Annotated in this window: 14 protein-coding genes and 1 riboswitch; of the genes, 7 read left to right on the top strand and 7 right to left on the bottom strand. The window is 66.2% G+C overall.

From position 1 onward, the window contains the following. Positions 1-50: 50 nt before the first annotated feature. The 3 genes from ACTXG9_RS13365 to metX are packed head-to-tail and all read right to left on the bottom strand — an operon-like array spanning position 51 to position 3378. Positions 51-1118, bottom strand: coding sequence for a homoserine dehydrogenase family protein (locus tag ACTXG9_RS13365; protein WP_111098790.1), 1068 nt, complete (start codon positions 1116-1118; stop codon positions 51-53). Beyond that, on the bottom strand, positions 1115-2350 hold the full coding sequence (locus tag ACTXG9_RS13360; RefSeq protein WP_206621975.1) for an O-succinylhomoserine (thiol)-lyase: 1236 nt from the start codon (positions 2348-2350) through the stop codon (positions 1115-1117). Before ACTXG9_RS13360 ends, ACTXG9_RS13365 begins: the two co-directional genes overlap by 4 nt. Then, positions 2347-3378, bottom strand: coding sequence for a homoserine O-succinyltransferase MetX (metX, locus tag ACTXG9_RS13355; RefSeq protein WP_019660065.1), 1032 nt, complete (start codon positions 3376-3378; stop codon positions 2347-2349). Before metX ends, ACTXG9_RS13360 begins: the two co-directional genes overlap by 4 nt. A 77-nt stretch (positions 3379-3455) precedes the next feature. Beyond that, positions 3456-3574, bottom strand: a riboswitch (SAM riboswitch). A gap of 147 nt (positions 3575-3721) precedes the next feature. Here metX and ACTXG9_RS13350 point away from each other — a divergent pair. The 4 genes from ACTXG9_RS13350 to ACTXG9_RS13335 all read left to right on the top strand — a co-directional run bounded on the left by ACTXG9_RS13350 (position 3722) and on the right by ACTXG9_RS13335 (position 9126). Then, on the top strand, positions 3722-4606 hold the full coding sequence (locus ACTXG9_RS13350; protein WP_111098788.1) for a M23 family metallopeptidase: 885 nt from the start codon (positions 3722-3724) through the stop codon (positions 4604-4606). Positions 4607-4672: 66 nt separating this feature from the next. Then, complete coding sequence (locus ACTXG9_RS13345) at positions 4673-6277, top strand: peptide chain release factor 3 (protein WP_111104445.1); 1605 nt, start codon at positions 4673-4675, stop codon at positions 6275-6277. Between the two features lie 153 nt (positions 6278-6430). Further along, the gene (gene trhA / locus ACTXG9_RS13340; RefSeq protein ID WP_021202025.1) at positions 6431-7069 is read left to right on the top strand and encodes a PAQR family membrane homeostasis protein TrhA; all 639 of its coding nucleotides are present in this window, start codon (positions 6431-6433) and stop codon (positions 7067-7069) included. 83 nt (positions 7070-7152) lie between these two features. Continuing rightward, positions 7153-9126, top strand: coding sequence for an AsmA family protein (locus ACTXG9_RS13335; RefSeq protein WP_206621974.1), 1974 nt, complete (start codon positions 7153-7155; stop codon positions 9124-9126). 487 nt (positions 9127-9613) lie between these two features. Here ACTXG9_RS13335 and ACTXG9_RS13330 read toward each other — a convergent pair whose 3' ends face one another. Genes ACTXG9_RS13330 through mtgA form a run of 3 tightly spaced genes read right to left on the bottom strand, consistent with a single transcriptional unit; the run spans position 9614 to position 11820 of the window. Then, positions 9614-10045 (bottom strand): CBS domain-containing protein, encoded by a 432-nt coding sequence (locus ACTXG9_RS13330; protein ID WP_019660070.1) that lies wholly within the window; start codon positions 10043-10045, stop codon positions 9614-9616. Continuing rightward, the gene (locus ACTXG9_RS13325) at positions 10005-11024 is read right to left on the bottom strand and encodes a glycosyltransferase family 2 protein (RefSeq protein ID WP_021204700.1); all 1020 of its coding nucleotides are present in this window, start codon (positions 11022-11024) and stop codon (positions 10005-10007) included. The genes ACTXG9_RS13330 and ACTXG9_RS13325 overlap by 41 nt, the downstream gene beginning before the upstream one ends. 46 nt (positions 11025-11070) lie before the next feature. Then, positions 11071-11820, bottom strand: a complete 750-nt coding sequence (mtgA, locus tag ACTXG9_RS13320; RefSeq protein ID WP_111098786.1) for a monofunctional biosynthetic peptidoglycan transglycosylase — start codon at positions 11818-11820, stop codon at positions 11071-11073. 77 nt (positions 11821-11897) lie between these two features. Between mtgA and hslO the strand changes: the two genes are divergently transcribed. The 3 genes from hslO to ACTXG9_RS13305 all read left to right on the top strand — a co-directional run bounded on the left by hslO (position 11898) and on the right by ACTXG9_RS13305 (position 16904). Then, complete coding sequence (hslO, locus tag ACTXG9_RS13315) at positions 11898-12791, top strand: Hsp33 family molecular chaperone HslO (protein WP_197575685.1); 894 nt, start codon at positions 11898-11900, stop codon at positions 12789-12791. Between the two features lie 116 nt (positions 12792-12907). Next, positions 12908-13756: an XOO1806 family protein gene (locus ACTXG9_RS13310; protein ID WP_019660074.1), complete on the top strand. Its 849-nt coding sequence runs from the start codon at positions 12908-12910 to the stop codon at positions 13754-13756. A gap of 385 nt (positions 13757-14141) precedes the next feature. Beyond that, positions 14142-16904 carry a TonB-dependent receptor plug domain-containing protein gene (locus ACTXG9_RS13305; protein WP_111098784.1) on the top strand — a complete coding sequence of 921 codons (2763 nt, stop codon included), beginning with the start codon at positions 14142-14144 and terminating at the stop codon, positions 16902-16904. Positions 16905-17042: 138 nt separating this feature from the next. Here ACTXG9_RS13305 and ACTXG9_RS13300 read toward each other — a convergent pair whose 3' ends face one another. Further along, entirely contained in the window at positions 17043-17645 is a 603-nt protein-coding gene (locus ACTXG9_RS13300; protein WP_005418411.1) for a TetR/AcrR family transcriptional regulator, read from the bottom strand. Between the last annotated feature and the right edge of the window lie 17 nt (positions 17646-17662).

Genomic DNA, 17662 nt, shown 5'->3' with positions numbered 1-17662 from the left:
TCCTGCCAGGAGCAGCCGGGCGTGGGCTCGGGTCTACAGGAGCGGTGCGATCAGCCGACGATCCGCAACACATCATCCAGCAGCGCGGCCGCAGTCACTTCCGCACCCGCGCCCGGTCCCTGGATCAACAGCGGCTGCAGGCGATAGCGATCACTATGGATGGCGACGCGGTTGTCGGTGCCCGCGCCCTGCGCCAAGGGATGGTCGGCCGGAAGCTCACGCAGGCCCACCTGTGCACCCTCGGCATCAACGCGGCCAACGAAGCGCAGCACACGACCATTGTCGCGCGCCTGCTGCCAGCGCGCCTGCAACGGCGCATCCAGCTGCTCGAGCGCCGCCACCGCATCCTCCAGCGGCAGCGCTGCCAGCGCTTCAGGCACCAGTGAATCCACCTCTACCTGCGACGCATCCAGCGCCAGCCCGCTGCTGCGGGCCAGGATCAGCAGCTTGCGCCGCACGTCCTCGCCGGACAGGTCAAGTCGCGGATCCGGCTCGGTGTAGCCGGCCGCCAGCGCCTCGCGCACCGCCGCCGAGAACGGCGACTTGCCGTCATAGCGATGGAACAGCCACGCCAGCGAACCGGACAGCACGCCCTCGATGGCATGGATGTGATCACCACCGGCCAGCAGCGCACGCAGGCTGCTCAACAGCGGCAGGCCGGCGCCGACGGTAGCGCTGTCGCCGTAGCGCGCACCCGTGTCTGCGCAACGCTCGGCAATGGCCTGCGCGCGTGCCAGCTGTGCACCACGCCCCAGCTTGTTGGCGGTGACCACGTGCACGCCGCGCGCCAGCCACTGTACGTGGCGCGCGGCTACGTCTTCGCTGGCGGTGGCGTCGACCACCACGTCGCCACGCTCCAGTCCTTCGGCATTCGCCCACGGTGGCGAACTCTGGCCATCGCGCGGTGCACGCCGTGCCAGTTCCAGCGGCACCGCCAGGTCACGATCGATCTCCAACGCAGTGCGTGAATTGGCCAGCCACTGCACGCTGGGCAGTTCCAGCCCACGTGCCTGCAACGCCTGGTAGCGCTGTACGAAGGCCGAGCCGACCGTGCCGGTGCCAAGCAGCGCCAGTCGTCCCACGCCCAGAACAGGAATCTCTGCGGCGAGCGCGCTCATGCATCCACCGCCTGTTTGCGGCGCGCAGCCGCATCAATCACCGCTTCGGCACGCTGCAGAGCGGCGCCGAGATCGGCCAACAGGTCACGCTCGGCCTCGATGCCGACCGACAGGCGCAGCAGGCCTTCGCTGATGCCGGCAGCGGCTCGCGCTTCGGCGCTCATCGCGGCGTGGGTCATGGTGGCCGGATGCGCGATCAGGCTTTCGACGCCGCCCAGTGATTCGGCCAGCGTGAAACAGCGCAGGCCATCGACGAATGCACGCACTGCGGCATGCGGATCGTCGCCTTCGCAGTCGGCCAGTTCGAACGAGAGCATCGCACCGAAACCACTCTGCTGGCGCGTGGCGATGCTGTGGCCTGGGTGATCGGCCAGCCCCGGGTAATAGACGCGGCCGACCGCCGGATGCTGGTCCAGCAGGGCAACGATCGACGCGGTGTTTTCCTGGTGCACGCGCAGGCGCGCATCCAGCGTGCGCAAGCCGCGCAGGGTCAGGAAGGCATCGAACGGTGAACCCGTCAGGCCCAGCGCGTTGCCCCACCACACCAGCTGCTCGTGCAGTGCCGGATCACGCGCGACCACTGCCCCGCCCACCACATCGCTGTGGCCGTTGATGTACTTCGTGGTGGAGTGCAGCACCAGGTCCGCACCGAACGACAGCGGTTGCTGCAGCGCTGGCGACAGGAACGTGTTGTCGACCACCACGAGTGCACCGGCCTTGTGCGCGGCATCGATGACGAAGCGCAGGTCGGTGATGCGCAGCAGCGGGTTGGACGGCGTTTCCACCAGCACCAGCTTCGGCTGGGTGGCCAGCGCCTGCGCCAGTGCACGCGGATCGGTCAGGTCGGCGGTGACCAGTTCAAAGTGGCCCTTCCTGGCCAGCGCATTGAACAGGCGCCAGCTGCCGCCGTACGCATCGTGCGGCACCACCAGGGTATCGCCCGGCTGCAGCAGTGCGTTCAGCACCAGGTTGATCGCGCCCATGCCGGTCGCCGTGATGCCGCCACCGGCGCCGCCCTCCAGTTCCGCCAGCGCCTCGCCCAACAGGTCGCGGGTCGGGTTGCCACTGCGCGTGTAGTCGTACTGGCGCTTGTTGCCGAAACCTTCAAAGCTGAAGTTCGACGACAGCACGATCGGCGGCGTGACCGCGCCATGCGCAGTGTCCCGATCGATGCCGGCACGGACAGCGGCAGTGGTGCGGCTACAGGACGGCTCGTTGGCGTGCAGGCTCATGCGGACTCTCCAGAAGTACGGAAGGCGGTGGCGAGGATCGCGTCAATGCGATCGGTTTCTTTGAGGAAGGCGTCGTGGCCATAGGGCGAGCGCAGAACGCGCAGGCTGCCGCGCGGGCCCAGCCCTTCGACCAGGCCGACCAGGTCGGCCAGCGGCACCAGGCGGTCGCCCTCCACGGCCACCACCACGGTCGGCGGCAGGATCGCGGCCGGGTCGACGCGGTGCAGATCGATCGATTCGGACAGGCGCAGGTAAGCGGTCACCGGCGTGCGCGCGACGTACTGCGCGCCGGCCGCGTCGAGATAGTCTTCGGCAGCCACGCGCACGCGGCCATTGATCACTTCCGGTGCGGCATCGAAGCGCTCGCCGAATTCTTCCGGGGTACGGTAGCTGAGCATGGCAAACTGCCGCGCCAGGGCCAGGCCGTGGTCTTCGCCGCACTGCAGCTGGCCCAGCGCGACCGCGCGACGCTGCAATGCGCGCCAGGCGGCGGCATAAGGGTGCGGACGATGCGCACCGCTGGCCAGCACCAACTGGCGCACGCGGGCACGATGCCGGATCGCGAACTGCTGGCCGACCAGCGCGCCATACGAATAGCCGACGAAGGCTTTGAGCGCGCGAATGCCGAGATGATCCAGCACCAGCGCCAATGCGTCGGCCTGATCGGCGGTATCGATCGGCACGTCCAGCGCACCGTCGGCACCGACGAAATCGACGGCCAGCACGCGCAGCAGCTGCGGATCCAGCGCGCGCCCGCTGCCGACCAGGCCTTCGGCCCAGCCCTTCTCGCTGAACTGTGCATTGGACGCCACGTGGCGATGGGCGGAAATGCCACCGGCCAGTACCACCACCGGCGCATTGGCCGGGCCGACCCATTCATAGCGCAGGCGCACCGGACTGGGACCTGCGTGACGCATCGACAGCACTGCGGCGAACTCGCCGCGCTCGGCATGCACGCGGTCTGCGACCGGCACGCTGACGGGGACAAAGGGTTCGGGGCGAATGGCGGTGCTGGCGGCGAAGCTCATGGCGGGATCCGGTTGGGGAATCGGCCATCGAGCCTTCGCGGGGCCCGCGTTCGAGATGCACGTGCGGTGCATGGTTCGAACCATCTTTCGGTGGACGCCACGGTCCCCGCAGGATTTGGCACCTACGCAGACGCTTGCGCGCCTGCGGGCTGCCCCGGCTTCAAAGGGCCTGTCCCTCTGCCGGTCTCGATGGTGGAGTCACGATGCCAGCCCTTTCCGGCACTGTCAATCCCTTCATGCGGATAAAGCGATAGATATTTCCAGGGTCACTCTGCGAGGGCCGTCCCGGTCGCCCCGTTCAGGATCGGGTACAGTCCCGGCGGTCCTCTCGCTGGAAACCCCGATGCCGCGCCTGCCCCTGTCCTGCCTGCTGTTGCCTCTGCTGGCGAGCGCGACCGTACACGCCGGCGACTGGCGCCAAGGCTGGGGACTGGCTCCCCCTTCCGCCCGTGCCACCCGCGCAGGCAGTGCCGAGGGCGCCGCCCCCATGGCCCAGTTGCGCCTGCAGCCGGTCGGTACGCAATGGCAGGCGCGGATCGACAACGGGCTGGCAGGGCCGCTGCAGATCCAGCTGCGCGCCGCCCCCGGACACCCGGTCGAAGGCCTCCCGGTCGAGTCGCTGATCCAGGGCGACAGCAGCCTGGTGGTCGGCCACCTGCCCGCCCCGATCGATGGCCGCATGCTGGATCTGCGACTGCAGTCGGTGCCGGGCAACCCGGCCGCACAGGCCGAAGATGTCGCCTATCGCCTGCCGTTCGATGCGGCCCGCCTGCGTGTGGACCAAGCGCCGCAGGGGCGATTCAGCCATGACGACGAGGAGAACCGCGACGCGGTCGACTTCGCACTGCCGGAGGGCACCCTGGTGCTGGCCGCGCGCGAGGGCACGGTGATGCAGATCCAGGATGGCTTCCGTGGCAATGGCCAGGACCGCGAGCGCGATGGTGCCCGTGCCAATTTCATCCGCGTGCTGCACAGCGACGGCAGCATGGCCCTGTACGGCCACCTCCAGGACGGCGGCATGCGCGTGCGCCGCGGCCAGGCGGTGGGAGCCGGGCAACCGATCGGCCTGTCCGGCAACAGCGGCTACAGCACTGCGCCGCACCTGCACTTCGTGGTGCAGGTCAACCGCGGCATGGGCCTGCGCTCGGTGCCGGTGCGCATCTTCGCCGGGCAGGGACAGCTGCAGTTCGCCCGCCAGGGCGAAGCAGACGGCGGTACCGGGCGCTGACCGGCCCCGGCCGGTATAATCGGGCGCTTATCTCTTTGAATAGCGCCCCGGGCGGGCGCCACTGCCATGTCCGAAGTCGCCAACGAAGCGTCGCGTCGCCGCACCTTCGCCATCATTTCCCACCCTGACGCTGGCAAGACCACGCTGACCGAAAAGCTGCTGCTGTTCGGAGGCGCGATCCAGATGGCCGGTTCGGTCAAGGGCCGCAAGGCCGCCCGCCACGCCACCTCCGACTGGATGGCACTGGAAAAGGAGCGCGGCATCTCGGTCACCTCCTCGGTGATGCAGTTCCCGTACGAAGGCAAGATCGTCAACCTGCTCGACACCCCCGGCCACGCCGACTTCGGCGAGGACACCTACCGCGTGCTGACTGCGGTGGACTCGGCGCTGATGGTGATCGACGTGGCCAAGGGCGTGGAAGAGCGCACCATCAAGCTGATGGAAGTCTGCCGACTGCGCGACACCCCGATCATGACCTTCATCAACAAGCTCGACCGCGAGGGCAAGGAACCGATCGAGCTGCTGGATGAAGTGGAAACCGTGCTGGGCATCCAGTGCGCCCCGGTCACCTGGCCCATCGGCATGGGCCAGCGCCTGAAGGGCGTGGTGCACCTGCTGACCGGCGAAGTGCACCTGTATGAGCCGGGCCGCAACTTCACCCGCCAGGATTCCACCATCTTCCCGTCCATCGATGCCCCCGGCCTGGCCGAGAAGATCGGTGCACAGATGCTGGCCGACCTGCGCGACGAGCTGGAACTGGTGCAGGGCGCCAGCCACCCGTTCGACCTGGACGCCTACCGCGCCGGCAAGCAGACCCCGGTGTTCTTCGGCTCGGGCGTGAACAACTTCGGCGTGCAGCCACTGCTGGACTTCTTCGTCGAGCACGCGCCATCGCCGCAGGCGCGCTCCACCACCGGCCGCCAGATCGCACCGGAAGAGAACAAGCTGACCGGCTTTGTGTTCAAGATCCAGGCCAACATGGACCCGCAGCACCGTGACCGCGTGGCCTTCATGCGGGTCTGCTCGGGCCGTTTCAGCGCCGGCATGAAGACCTTCCACGTGCGCACCGGCAAGGAAATGAAGCTGGCCAACGCGTTGACCTTCATGGCCAGCGATCGCGAGATCGCGGCCGAGGCGTGGCCGGGCGATGTGATCGGCATCCACAACCACGGCACCATCTCCATCGGCGATACCTTCACCGAAGGCGAAGCGGTCACCTTCACCGGCATTCCCAACTTCGCCCCGGAACTGTTCCGTCGCGCACGCCTGCGCGATCCGCTCAAGCTCAAGCAGCTGCAGAAGGGCCTGGCCCAGCTGTCCGAGGAAGGCGCAACCCAGTTCTTCCGCCCCCTCACCAGCAACGACCTGATCCTGGGTGCGGTGGGTGTGCTGCAGTTCGACGTGGCCGCCTACCGCCTGAAGGACGAGTACGGCGTGGAAGCCACCTTCGAGCCGGTCAGTGTGACCACCGCGCGCTGGGTCCACTGCAGCAACGAGAAGAAGCTGGAAGAATTCCGCGAGAAGAACGCGCTGAACCTGGCCCTGGATGCGGCCGGGCACCTGGTCTACCTGGCGCCGACCCGGGTCAACCTGCAGCTGGCGCAGGAACGCTCGCCGGACGTGCGCTTCTCGGCCACCCGCGAAGCGGCGCATACCGTTTCGGTGGGCTGATGCCACGGAGGCGGATCCGCGCCTGGTAGATCCACGCCATGCGTGGATAGGCGCGGATTCATCCCCCATACGGTGACGGGCGTGCACATGGCGGCCATCGCGGCGATGATAGGGGGACGCGGGTCCCCCTCCCCGCGAACAACGCCCATGCCCATGTCCACGACGTCCATTGCTTCGATCCGTGAAGAAGTCGCCAGCGCCCTGACCCATGGCCTGGGCGCGGTATTCGCCCTGGCCGCCAGTGCGGTGTTGATCACCCTGGCTGCGATCTACGGCGACGGCTGGCAGCTGGCCAGCGCGATCGTATTCGGTATCGCGCTGCTGCTTCTGTACACCGCCTCCACCCTGTATCACGCCATCCAGCATCCGGTCGCCAAGGGCCGGCTGAAGGTGTTCGACCACTGCGCGATCTACGTGCTGATCGCGGGCACCTATACCCCGTTCACCCTGATCGGCCTGCGCGGTCCGTGGGGCTGGGGCCTGTTCACTGCGATCTGGGCGCTGGCGCTGGCGGGTGTGGTGTTCAAGCTGTTCTACACCGGCCGCTTCAAGGTGCTCTCCACGGTGATCTACATCGCCATGGGCTGGCTGGTGATCGTGGCGATCAAGCCGATGTGGGCCTCGATCGACGGTGGCACCCTCGCCTGGCTGTTTGCCGGCGGCCTGTCGTACACGCTGGGCACCTATTTCTACCACCGTGAATCGATCCCGTACTCGCATGCGATCTGGCACCTGTTCGTGATCGGCGGCAGTGTCTGCCACTTTGTCGCGGTCACCATGCAGGTGTTGTAAACGACCGCTCGAACGCAGCGCGTGCACGCCATGCACATGGACGCTTCGCGCCCTGTCCACGAAGAGGGGGCAACCATGGCAGCGTGAATGCTGCCGCCTCCCCTGCTGCAAAGCGCACGCACCGCTGGCGCCTCCGCCGTCCCGGCCCACGTGGCCGGCGCTGGCTGACGATCCTGGTCTTCATGCTGGCGGCAATACTGGTGCTGTTCGCGTTGTGGGACTGGAACTGGTTCAAGGGGGCCGTGGAGCGTGCGGTGCAGGCACGCACCGGCCGCGCACTGCACATCGGGAACCTGGATGTCGACCTCGGCCGCACCAGCACGATCCGCGCCGATGCGATCACCTTCGCCAATGCCAGCTGGGCAAAACAGCCCGCCATGGCCACGGCGGACCGCGTCGAGATCGATGTGCGGGTGTGGCCCCTGCTGCGCGGCAGCGTGCAGCTGCCCGAAGTACGCCTGACCCGGCCGGATGTGCTGCTGGAAACCGCACCGCGCAAGGGAGACCCGGGCAACTGGGATTTCCTCGGCGGCAGCACCGGCGGGGCAAGCCCCCAACTCAAGCGGCTGCGCATCGACGACGGTCGCCTGCAGTTCCTCGACACGCTGGGCCGCACCGACATCCTCGTGGACGTGCGCAGCGGCCAACCGAAGCAGGCCGACACTGCGCCACCGCTGCTGGTGCAGGGTAAAGGCCGCTGGCAGGGCAATCCGTTCACGCTGCGCGGCGGCACTGAATCCCCCCTGGAACTGACCGACAGCGACCACCCGTTCCGCATCCATCTCGATGGCCGGGCCGGCGCCACTCACGCAGTCGCCAGTGGCACGCTGACCAACCCCTTCCAGCTGCGCGTGTTCGACCTGCAGTTCGCGCTCAGCGGCCAGGACCTGGCCGATCTCTACCCTCTGCTCGGCATCGCCATCCCGCCCTCACCGCCCTATGCGTTGAACGGACGCCTCAAACGCGACCACGACGTCTGGCGTTACGACAGCTTCACTGGCAAGGTCGGCGACAGCGACCTGGGGGGCAACCTGCAGTTCGAGGTGGGACGCGATCGTCCACGGCTGACCGCCACGCTGCAATCCAGGCGCCTGGACTTTGATGACCTTGCCGGCTTCGTCGGCGCCCCGCCAAAAACCGGCGGCGGCGAAACGGCCAACGCAGAGCAGAAGGCCGAGGCCGCACGGATTGCCGCCCGTGCACGGGTGCTGCCCGACACGCCCTACAACCTGGGCAAGCTGCGCGCCATGGATGCCGACGTGCGCTGGAAGGCCCACCGCATCAACGCCCCTTCGTTGCCGCTGGACGACATGGATGCGCACCTGTTGCTGGATGACGGCGTGCTGCGGTTGGACCCGCTGAACTTCGGCGTCGCCGGCGGCGACATCCGCAGCACGATCCGCATGGACGCGCGCCGTTCGCAGATCAGCACCGCGCTGAAGGCCAGCGTGCGCGGCGTGCAGCTGGGCCAGTTGTTCCCTGATGCCAAGCTGGCTGAACAGGCCAAGGGTGGCATCGGCGGCGAGGTGGACCTGAGCGGCCACGGCAACTCGGTCGCCGCAATGCTCGGCAGCAGCAGTGGCAAGGTCGGCCTGGCGATGGGCCGCGGCCATGTCGGCAACCTGGTGATGGAACTGGCGGGGCTGGACATCACCGAATCGCTGAAATTCCTGGTGACCGGCGACAAGCAGATCCCCCTGCGCTGCGCCTTCGCCGACTTCGGCGTGCGCGACGGCCTGATGACCAGCCAGGCGATGGCGGTGGACACCACCGACACGATCCTCATCGGCGAAGGCACGGTGAGCCTGCGCGACGAGACCCTGGACCTGCTGCTGAAGCCACGCCCGAAGGACAGGAGCATTCTGGTACTGCGTTCTCCGCTGCACATCAGTGGCACCTTCAAGGACCCGTCATTCCGGCCCGACTTCAAGGCGTTGGGTATTCGTGGCGCCGTGGCCCTGGCGCTGGGCAGCATCGCGCCGCCGGCGGCGTTGCTGGCGACGATCGAACTGGGGCCGGGGAAGGATGCCGACTGCGGCGGGCAGTATGCGAAGTAGGTTTACAGCGTTGTTCGCGGCGCCTGCATTGATCGCGGCTTGAGGGGGACGGGTGGCGCAGGCAGGACACGCCGCAAGTACGTCCCTGTAGGCTCGATGGCGCCATCCATGGCGCCAACGGTCCTGCCTGCGTCACCCGTCCCCCTCCCGACAGTTTCCTGCGCGCGCGGAACGAGAGCGGAAATTCAAAGTCAAAAGAAAAAAGCAAAGTCAAAAGCTGTTGCCAACCAAGGTTGGCACCTACAAAAGGCGAGGCACCGCGCATGTACGCACCGCGCTCGCAGAAATGTGTCCAGAGGCGGAGGGCATGGGCGTGCAGGACCGTTGGCGCCATGGATGGCGCCATCGAGCCCCCATGGATGGGTTCACGGCGTGTCCTGCACGCCCATGCCCTCCGCCTCCCCGCAGGACAGGAAGGCGCTGCTCTCAGCTCTGGCTCTGGCTTCGAAAAGCGGGCCGGCGGGCCGCAGGCCCGCCAGCGACACCCTCACCCGGCGACGATGTACTGCTGCAGCTGGTCCAGCTCGCGCCGCTGCGCATCGATCACCGACTTCACCAGGTCGCCGATCGAGATCACCCCCAGCACCTGCGCGCCTTCCACCACCGGCAGGTGGCGGATGCGGTAGTCGGTCACCAGCTGCAGGCAATGCTCCACCTGCTCGCCCGGCGAGACCGTCACCACCTGTGCGGTCATGATCTCGGCCACCGCCGTATCTCGTGAGGAACGATCACGCAGCACGATCTTGCGCGCGTAATCGCGCTCGGAAAGAATGCCGACCAGCCGCGGCCCCTCCATCACCAGCACCGCACCAATACCCTTTTCCGCCATCAGCCGGATCGCATCGATCACCGCCGCCTCCGGCGCGACCGCATGCACTTCAGGAGACTTGCCGTCCAACAGTTGCCGTACCGTGGTCATCTGCCTGCCCTCCAAGGGTGGGTTGCAGGGCAGAGTCTGCCACGGCGGATGCTAGCCACGTGTCAACCAGGTACAACGGCCGCTGCTTGGACTCTTCGTACAGCCGCCCCAGGTACTCACCGATCAGGCCCAGCGCGATCAGCTGCACCCCGCCCAGGAAAAGGATCACCGCCATCATCGTCGGCCAGCCCGCCACCCGGTCGCCATACAGCGCCGCCTTGATGATCACCCACACACCGAATACGAAGGCCACCGCCGCCGTTGCCAGCCCCAGGTAGGTCGCCGCCCGCAACGGCACGGTGGAGAAGCCGGTAATGCCCTCCAGCGCGAAGTTCCACAGCCGCCACAGGCTGAACTTGCTGGTGCCGGCCACGCGCGCATGGCGGTGATAGGGGACCGCGATCCGCTTGAAACCCACCCAACTGAAGAGCCCCTTCATGAAGCGGTGGCGCTCACGCATCTCGCGCAGCGCACTCAGCGCACGCGGCGACAGCAGGCGGAAATCACCGGTATCGGCCGGGATCGGCGTGCGTGACAGACGACCGATCACCCGGTAGAACATCGCCGCCGTGGCGCGCTTGATCCAGGCCTCGCCGTCGCGGGCCATGCGCGTGCCATACACGTTGTCATGGCCCTCACGCCAGCGCGCGACGAACTGCGGCACCAGTTCCGGCGGATCCTGGCCGTCGGCGTCGAGGATCATCGCCGCGCCTTCGCGCACCAGGTCCAGCCCGGCGGTCAGCGCCGCTTCCTTGCCGAAATTGCGCGACAGCTTCAGTGCGGAAACCCGCGCATCGGACTGGGCCAGGCGGGCGATCACCTCCCACGTGCCGTCATGGCTGCCGTCGTCCACGTACAGGATGTGGCCGTCGATGTCGGGCAGCGCGTCGAGCACCGCGCACAACCGCGGATGCAGCAACGGCAATGCCAGGGCCTCGTTGTAGGCGGCGATGACGAAAGTAAGCCGTTCGCGGGTCATGCCCGGATTGTACGTTGCCGCCGCCCGCAGATCAGGCAGCGCGCGCTCACTCTTCCGAAAGGTACGCGGCCCCACCCAGCTGCCGTGCCTGGCGCTGGATCCAGGCCGCACGCCGCTGCACGTACGGCCCTGGCTTTGCCGCGTTGTAGCGCCGCGGCGCCGGCAACACCGCCGCCAGCCGCGCGCTATCGGCCGGGCTCAACCGCGCCGCATCCTTGCCCCAGAATGTCTGTGCCGCTGCCTGCGCGCCATATACACCATCGCCGAACTCAGCAATGTTGGCGTACATCTCCAGGATGCGCTCCTTTGGCCACAGCGCTTCGATCAGCACGGTGTACCAGACCTCCAGCCCCTTGCGGATCCAGCTGCGGCCCTGCCAGAGGAACAGGTTCTTGGCCACCTGCTGGCTGATCGTGCTGGCGCCACGCAGTCGCCCGCCCTTGGCATTGTGGTCGCGGGCCTTCTCGATGGCCTGCAGGTCGAAGCCATTGTGGACGGGGAAGCGCTGGTCTTCGGCCGCCACCAGCGAGATCGGCAGGCTCGGCGCCATCTGGTCCAGGTCGCGCCACTGGTAATGCAGGCGATAGGACCAATCGGCCTCGCCCAGCGCCTCGCCATAGCGCCACAGCATGACCGTGGATACCGGCGGGTCGATGAACCGCAGCACCAGCACCTGCAGGCAGCTGAAGGCCGCCAGCAACACCGGCAGCCACAGCAGCCGTTTCCAGCGCCAGCGCCTGCGGCGTGGGCCTTCTGCTACGGCTTCCACCTTGTGCTGCTCTCCCCCTGCCCCCATTACTGGTGCATCCTTCTTCTATCTGGTTGTCGGCGCATTATCCGGCAACCGCCCCCGTTTACGCGCGATGTGAGCCGATGACCGCCAACCCCGATTCCCTGATCCGCTTCCTGCTGCCCGACGCTGGCGTCCGTGGCGTCCACGTGCGCCTGCAGGCCACCTGGCAGGAAATCCTGTCCCACGCCGCGTACCCGGACACCGCTGCCGAACTGCTCGGCGAGGCCTGTGTTGCCTCGGCGCTGTTCACCGGCCATACCAAGATCGATGGGCGCCTGTCGATCCAGCTGCGTAGCAGCACCGCCCCGCGCACCCTGTTCGCCGAATGCACCGCCGCCGGTACCCTGCGCGGCATCGCCCAGCTCAGCGAGGGGGCCGATGCGCCGCGCGACCTGTCCAGCCTGGGTGATGACGCCCTTCTCGCGATCACCATCGAAAACCCGGGCCTGGACCCGCGCGAGCCGCAGCGCTACCAGAGCCTGGTCGCACTGACCGCACCGGAGCTGGACGAGGCCTTCGAGGACTACTTCCGCCAGTCCGAGCAGCTGCCGACGCGCCTGCTGCTGGCCGCCGACCGCAATGGCGCCGCCGGCCTGCTGCTGCAGAAGCTGCCAGGCGATGAGGGTGACGAGGACGGCTGGGCGCGTGCCAGCGCCCTGTTCGAGACCCTGGGCAAGGCCGAACTGCTGGCCACCCCGGCCGAGCAGCTGCTGCACCGCCTGTTCCACGAGGAGAAGCCGGAACTGATGGGCGACAAGCCGCTGTCCTTCGCCTGCTCCTGTTCCCGCGAGCGGGTCGCATCGATGCTGCAGTCGCTGGGCGAGGACGAGGCACGTGCCGCGGCCGCGGACACCGGCGCCGTCGAGGTCCGTTGCGAATTCTGCGGGCGGGAGTATCACTTTCCTTTGACGGAGTTCGGCATACTGTTCCACGGTGCCGAGGGGACTGTACCGGCGCCCGAACGGCTTCAGTGAACAGCTTGTCTTGCATCTGGGGGGATCAAGGCTTGTTAAGAATTCATAAACACCCTACGATCAAGTTCCCGTCTCTACGGGAACTTCCGTTGTCCATCCTTGTCTGAACTGGTCCGATGCGTACCTTCCTGCGTCTACCGCTGGCCCTGCTGATCGCCCTTGGCGCGATCACGGGCGCGCACGCGCAGAGCAAGGACACCCGGACCGTGCTGCCGGTATGGAACAAGGGCAGCGGCAAGGTCGAGGCATTGCTGTACCTGGAGCCCACCGGTGAACAGGCTGCCGGCGCCCGCTGGCACTTCGGCCGCAACTCGCTGGATGCGGCCTTCGGCCTGTCCTCCGGCGATTCGCTGGGCCTGCTCTGCAACAGCAGCAGCGGGACCAGCATGAGCGGCCTGGCCAGTCACTGCATGCTGGCCAGCCTGGGTGACGATGACGACCTCAACAGCCGCCGCTTCACCGGGACTGCCGCGCTGAACCGCGGCAGCGGCCGCCTCGGCATCACCGCGGGCACGGGCCGTGAAACCCTGCCGGCGTGGCTGTCCGGCCCGAACAAGACACCCTCGCTGCGCGCCGAGCAGAACGATCTGACCGTGTTCGCGCAGAAGAACATCGGTCGCGAGGGTTTTGTCTCGATTGCCGGTACCTACGCCAAGGCGCGGCTGGTACCGTTGGCCGACGCAGCGCCGTCCATCGCCGACCGCTGGGACAGCAAAAGCCTGAGCATTGGCGCCGGGTACGGCAATTTCACCGGCAGCATCATCGGCCGCGTGATCGACGTGCCGGGCAAGCCTGGCAAGTGGGAAGGCCTGGGCATCGGCCTGACTTGGCGCACCCCGTGGTCCGGCCAGCTGACCGTTGGCGCCGAGAACGTGATCAGCCGGGGCAAGAATCCGTTCTCCCCGCGCAATGAAAGCAATGACGACGGCACCGTGCCGTACGTGCGTTACGAACAGGATCTCTGACCCGGCCCACGTGGGTCTTCACTGCAATGACTTCTTCCGGGCGCCGAAAGGCGCCCGTTGCATGTGCGCGCTCGTGATACACGCAGCGCGCTTTTCGGCGTACTCGATACCGTGCAACGCATGCCGACACACTGTGATACAAATCAACGAGAACTTTTTTCGTCACTTTGCGCTAACAAACGAGACATCGTCAGCGCACGTGCACTTCAACCCTTTGATTTCCAGTGTGAAATTTCATTTTTACCAAAATCACAGGCTTGATTAACGCAGCTTTAATTCTTGGCCAACGCCCGCTACTATCGGTTCAGCCCTCGCGATTTGGGAGCGCTTTTCGCTCCCCCGCCGGGCATTAACCCAGCCAAGATTTCTTGGAGAGAGAGAGCCAATGAATTTCCAGTCCAACAAGCTGCGCGACGCCGTTCTGGTCGCGCTCGTTGCCGGTGTGGCGTCCACAGCCACCGCCCAGGCTCAGGAAGCGACCAACCTTGACCGCATCTCGGTCACCGGTTCGCGCATCAAGAGCACCGACATCGAAACCTCGCAGCCGGTCCTGAGCCTGACCCGCGCCGACATCGAAAAGCAGGGCGTGACCTCGGTCGCCGACATCCTGCAGCGCGTCGCCGCCAACGGCGCCGCGCTGAACCGTACGTTCAACAACGGCGGTGATGGCTCGGCCGGCATCAGCCTGCGCAACCTGGGTTCTGCGCGTACCCTGGTGCTGGTCAATGGCCGTCGCTGGACCACCGGTCTGGATGGCAGCGTCGACCTGAACACCATCCCGACCGCGATGATCGAGCGTATCGACGTCCTCAAGGACGGCGCGTCGACCATCTACGGTTCGGACGCGATCGCCGGCGTGGTGAACATCATCACCAAGCAGAACTTCGATGGCGCGGAAGCCAACTTCTACAAGGGCCAGTACAGCGCTGGTGACGGCGAACGCGAAGCCGCCGACTTCACCATCGGTACCACCACCGATCGCGCGTCGCTGATGCTGGGTGTCTCCTACGTGAAGGAAGACAAGGTCATGGCTGGTGATCGCAAGATCTCCGCCGGCGGCCCTCCGTTCTTCGACGGCCAGAGCAGCACCGGCATGCCGGGTTCCTACCTGCGCAATGACGAGCGCTATGTCCTGATCAACGGCGTGGAAACGCCGTTCAATGCCAACGTCCACGGCTACAACACCGCACCGGACAACTACCTGCTGACCCCGCAGGAGCGCACCTCGCTGTTCGCATCGGGCTCGTACAACATCACCGACAACGTCACCTTCCGCACCGAGGCGATGTACAACGAGCGCAAGTCCGAACAGCTGCTGGCCGCCATGCCCGTCACCGGCATGCGCCTGAGCAAGGACAGCATGTACAACCCGACCGGTGAGGACCTGACCGGCGTCAACCGTCGCTTCAACGAGAGTGGCGGCCGTTCGTTCAACCAGAACGTCAAGAACTGGCACTTCTACGGTGGCTTCGAAGGCTTCTTCGAGTTCGCCGATCGCAACTTTGACTGGGACGTCGGCTACCGCTACGACAAGACTGACCAGAACGACCTGACCTATGGCCTGTTCAACCTGGCCAACCTGCGCAACGCCTATGGTCCGTCCGAGCTTCGTGGTGGCGTGCCGGTGTGCGTTACCGCTCCGGGTGGCGACATCATTCAGGGTTGCGTGCCGGTCAATGCGCTGGGCCCGGAAGGCTCGATCAGCCAGGGTGCCATCGACTACACCTCGTTCACCGCCCACGACTCTTCCAACCTGGTGTCCAAGGGCTACTACGCCAACATCTCCGGTGAAATCGCCCAGCTGCCGGCAGGTGCCCTGGCGTTCGCCGCAGGCTACGAGTACCGCAAGGAATCCGGCCAGTTCGATCCGGACGCCTTCATTGCTGCGGGCCTGAGCACCGGCAACGGCGCCAAGCCGACCAAGGGCAGCTATGACCTGGACGAGTTCTTCCTGGAACTGTCGATCCCTGTCCTGGCCGATCTGCCGGGCGCCAAGCTGCTGGACTTCAGCGCGGCAACCCGCTACTCGAAGTACAGCAACTTCGGCAACACTACCAACAACAAGTTCGGCTTCCGCTGGAAGCCGATCGACGACCTGATGATCCGCGGCAACTACTCGGAAGGCTTCCGCGCGCCGAGCATCAGCAACCTGTTCGCAGGTGATGGCGATTCGTTCGAAACCTACGCCGATCCGTGCGCGGCCGCCAATGGCCCGACCGGTGCAGTGCTGGCGCAGTGTATTGCCCAGGGTGTTCCGGCTGGCTTCGTGCAGCCCAATACCCGCGACGATGACGGCGTGCCGCAGTCCGGTGCCGCCCAGACCGCCGAGCCGTTCACCTGGAAGTCCAACCCGAACCTGAAGCCGGAAACCTCGACCAGCAAGACGCTGGGCCTGGTGTGGAGCCCGAGCTTCGTGACCGGCCTGAACGTGACCCTGGACTGGTGGCAGATCAAGATCGATGATGCCATCACTCGTCCGGCAATCCAGGACATCATGAACTACTGCTACGGCGGCTCGCCGGCTGAGCAGGCAGCCTACTGCGGCCTGATTACCCGTGACCCGACCTACGGCACTGCCGCCGAGCGCTACACCATCACCAACGTCGACATGCCGCTGCAGAACCTGGCGTCGTACAAGGTGGAAGGCTGGGATCTGGGCATCCTGTATCGCCTGCCGGAAACCTCGATCGGCCAGTTCACCATTACCCTCGACAGCACCTACCTGAGCAAGTGGGAAACCAAGGCCACCGAAGACTCGCAGGTCGAAGGTCGCCAGGGACGTTACCTCGATCAGGATCCGTACTGGCGCATCCGTTCCAACCTGTACGTCGACTGGTCCTATGGTGATTTCGGCGTCAACTACGGCCTGCGTTACAAGTCGGGGATGACCGAGTCCTGCCTGCTGGGTGGTTCGCTGCGCAACTACTGCTCGGATCCCGAGAACCGCGAGAACCACATGGGCGCGACCACCTACCACGACGTCCAGTTCCGCTACAACACGCCGTGGAAGGGCACCATCATGGTCGGCCTGAACAACGTGTGGGACAAGGATCCGCCGGTCTCGTACTCGACCTCGTACAACATGTTCGACCCGCAGTACGACCTGCCGGGCCGCTACATGTACATGCAGTACAAGCAGAAGTTCTGATCGATCCACTGATCGGCTGATGCAGCAACGGCCCCGCAAGGGGCCGTTGTTTTTTGCGCATTCCAGGCTGCGGCAGCACCCAACGAAAAAGGCCGCGGCAATTGCCGCGGCCTTCTGCACTCAACAAAGCAACAACGCTCAACCGTTCGGAATCAGCGTCTCGATCAGGTGCTCCACATAGGCTTCGAAATCCTCGCGCGCCTGCTTCGGCTGCTGCAGCTGCAACGACAACTGCAGGAAGCCGACATAGGCGGCGTAGGCCAGGCGTGCGCGATGGCGTGCATCGGTCGAGCTGAGCCCTGCCTGGCGGAACGAGGCAACCAGATAGTCGAGGCGACGCTGCGAAACCCGGTCGATCACCGGCCGCACCATCGGATGGTCCAGCGCCTTCAGCAGCTCGCTGTAGATGATGTGCGGCTGCACTTCATGCGCCACCATCTGGAACAGCTGGCGCAGGCGCACACGCGGATCCGGTACGTCTTCCAGGCTGCCGAACACCTGTTCCTGTTCGAACAGTTCCCAGCGCTCCAGCGCCGCCTGCAGCAATGCATCGCGCGAAGGGAAATGCCAGTAGAAACTGCCCTTGGTCACGCCGAGTCGCCGCGCCAGCGGTTCCACCGCAACGGCGCCTACGCCTTGTTCAGCAATCAGGTCGAGGGCCGCCTGGGCCCAGTCTTCGGCACTCAGGCGGCTGTTGCGGCCGGCGCGCGGTTCGCCGGCGGAAGCGTCAGGTTGATTCATGGACTGATTTAACCATA

The sequence above is a fragment of the Stenotrophomonas maltophilia group sp. LNF247 genome (genome assembly GCF_054083135.1).
This window is presented reverse-complemented; position numbering and strand designations above follow the sequence as displayed.

What these genes read in the sequence shown, in the direction of transcription:
- ACTXG9_RS13365 (WP_111098790.1), bottom strand. Translation starts at nt 1,118, where the DNA reads ATGAGCGCGCTCGCCGCAGAGATTCCTGTTCTGGGCGTGGGACGACTG.
- metX (WP_019660065.1), bottom strand. Translation starts at nt 3,378, where the DNA reads ATGAGCTTCGCCGCCAGCACCGCCATTCGCCCCGAACCCTTTGTCCCC.
- mtgA (WP_111098786.1), bottom strand. Translation starts at nt 11,820, where the DNA reads ATGGGGGCAGGGGGAGAGCAGCACAAGGTGGAAGCCGTAGCAGAAGGC.
- ACTXG9_RS13350 (WP_111098788.1), top strand. Translation starts at nt 3,722, where the DNA reads ATGCCGCGCCTGCCCCTGTCCTGCCTGCTGTTGCCTCTGCTGGCGAGC.
- ACTXG9_RS13310 (WP_019660074.1), top strand. Translation starts at nt 12,908, where the DNA reads ATGCGTACCTTCCTGCGTCTACCGCTGGCCCTGCTGATCGCCCTTGGC.
- ACTXG9_RS13300 (WP_005418411.1), bottom strand. Translation starts at nt 17,645, where the DNA reads ATGAATCAACCTGACGCTTCCGCCGGCGAACCGCGCGCCGGCCGCAAC.
- ACTXG9_RS13360 (WP_206621975.1), bottom strand. Translation starts at nt 2,350, where the DNA reads ATGAGCCTGCACGCCAACGAGCCGTCCTGTAGCCGCACCACTGCCGCT.
- ACTXG9_RS13330 (WP_019660070.1), bottom strand. Translation starts at nt 10,045, where the DNA reads ATGACCACGGTACGGCAACTGTTGGACGGCAAGTCTCCTGAAGTGCAT.
- ACTXG9_RS13305 (WP_111098784.1), top strand. Translation starts at nt 14,142, where the DNA reads ATGAATTTCCAGTCCAACAAGCTGCGCGACGCCGTTCTGGTCGCGCTC.
- ACTXG9_RS13345 (WP_111104445.1), top strand. Translation starts at nt 4,673, where the DNA reads ATGTCCGAAGTCGCCAACGAAGCGTCGCGTCGCCGCACCTTCGCCATC.
- ACTXG9_RS13325 (WP_021204700.1), bottom strand. Translation starts at nt 11,024, where the DNA reads ATGACCCGCGAACGGCTTACTTTCGTCATCGCCGCCTACAACGAGGCC.
- hslO (WP_197575685.1), top strand. Translation starts at nt 11,898, where the DNA reads ATGACCGCCAACCCCGATTCCCTGATCCGCTTCCTGCTGCCCGACGCT.
- trhA (WP_021202025.1), top strand. Translation starts at nt 6,431, where the DNA reads ATGTCCACGACGTCCATTGCTTCGATCCGTGAAGAAGTCGCCAGCGCC.